Below are 1,655 nucleotides of genomic sequence, written 5' to 3' on the forward strand. Positions count from 1 at the left end.
GCACCGGTGCCTGACCGGCGGGACAGGAGGGGCCGGGACCTCGAGCGCGCCAGCGCTCCAAAAACTCAGTGCGCTACCGGGCAACCCGAGGTCTTGTAGTCGACCGGGAGTTCCTTGATGCCGTTGAGCCAACCCGAACGCAGGCGCTTGGGGTCACCGAGCTTGGTGATATCGGGCAGGTGGTCGGCGATCGCGTTGAAGATCAGGTCGATCTCGAGGCGGGCCAGGTTCGCGCCGACGCAGAAGTGCGCGCCGGTGCCACCGAAAGCCAGGTGCTGGTTGTCCTTGCGCATGACGTCGAACTTCTCCGGGTTGTCGAAGACATCCTCGTCGAAGTTCGCCGAGCCGTACAGCATCACCAGGCGCTGGCCCTTCTTGATCTGCACGCCGTTGAGTTCGGTGTCCTCGAGCGCAGTGCGCTGGAAGGAGGTGACCGGGGTCGCCCAGCGGATGATCTCGTCCACGGCGGTGGCCGGGCGCTCCTTCTTGAAGAGCTCCCACTGGTCCGGATTCTCCATGAACGCGACCATGCCGTGGCTGATGGCGTTGCGAGTCGTCTCGTTGCCCGCGACCGCGAGCAGGATGACGAAGAAGCCGAACTCCTCCGGCGTCAGTGCCTCACCGTCGACGTCGGCCTCGATCAGCGTGGTCACCAGGTCGTCGGCCGGACAGGCCTTCCTGGCCTCAGCCATCTGGTAGGAGTAGCCGAGCAGCTCCATCGACGCGGCAACCGGATCGATGTCCGCGTTGTCGGGGTCGTCATAGCCGGTCATGTTGTTGGACCACTCGAAGACCTTCATCCGGTCTTCCTGCGGCACGCCGATCAGTTCGGCGATCGCCTGCAGCGGCAGTTCACAGGCCACCTGGGTGACGAAGTCGCCCGAGCCCGCCTCGGCGGCGGCCCGCACGATCTGCTCGGCTCGCGAGGTCAGTTCGGCACGCAGGCCGTTGACCGCGCGCGGCGTAAAACCTTTGGAGATCAGCTTGCGGAGCTTGGTGTGCTCCGGCGCGTCCTTGTTGAGGATGACGAAACGCTGCAGTTCGATCTGCTCGCGCTGGATGTCGTCGTTGAAGCGCGGGATCGCGGTGTTCTCGTAGGTCGAGAACACGTCGCTGCGGCGGGACACTTCCTTCACGTCGGCGTGCTTGCTCACCACCCAGAAGCCGTCGTCGTTGAACCCGCCGACCTCGGGCGACTGCGGATTCCACCAGATGGGAGCGGCCCGACGCAGTTCGGCGTACTCCTCCACCGGGACACGCTCGGCGTAGATATCGGGGTCGGTGACGTCGAACCCGTCCGGCAGGTTCGGCCGGGTACCCGTCGCGTGACCGGGGCCGGCGTGTTCGGTGCGCGGATCTACCACCAGATGTCTCCTTCGACAAACTGAAACACGTTCTACAATCATTCAAGCACAGGGGTTGCCGTGACGGAAGAACCACGCGGTTTTACCCTGGGCGTAGGAACAGAACTTGTTGCAGTTACGAGGGAGAATCACATGGGCACACCCGTGATCGTCGAGGCCGTGCGTACCCCGATCGGCAAGCGCCGCGGACAGCTTTCGGGACTGCACGCCGCCGAGCTGCTCGGCCTGGCCCCGCGCCGGTCTCTGATACACCTCTCCGAGCCCACGCTACCGTTATAGCTCTCGGGGGGC

2 protein-coding genes are annotated in these 1,655 nt (G+C 64.8%); one reads left to right on the top strand and one right to left on the bottom strand.

What is annotated here, in order from left to right:
* Window positions 1-65: 65 nt before the first annotated feature.
* Window positions 66-1,364 carry a cytochrome P450 gene (locus tag ACFWPJ_RS32220; protein ID WP_378857219.1) on the bottom strand — a complete coding sequence of 433 codons (1,299 nt, stop codon included), beginning with the start codon at window positions 1,362-1,364 and terminating at the stop codon, window positions 66-68.
* 132 nt (window positions 1,365-1,496) lie between these two features.
* On the opposite strand from ACFWPJ_RS32220, the gene ACFWPJ_RS32225 reads away from it, so the two are divergent.
* Window positions 1,497-1,643: a hypothetical protein gene (locus tag ACFWPJ_RS32225; protein ID WP_378857221.1), complete on the top strand. Its 147-nt coding sequence runs from the start codon at window positions 1,497-1,499 to the stop codon at window positions 1,641-1,643.
* Window positions 1,644-1,655 lie beyond the last annotated feature (12 nt).

The sequence above is a fragment of the Nocardia sp. NPDC058497 genome, assembly GCF_042720195.1.
Taxonomy (GTDB): Bacteria; Actinomycetota; Actinomycetes; order Mycobacteriales; family Mycobacteriaceae; genus Nocardia.

Bases quoted from the DNA above. Each gene is read 5' to 3' on its own strand.
- ACFWPJ_RS32225 (WP_378857221.1), top strand. From the start codon at position 1,497: ATGGGCACACCCGTGATCGTCGAGGCCGTGCGTACCCCGATCGGCAAG.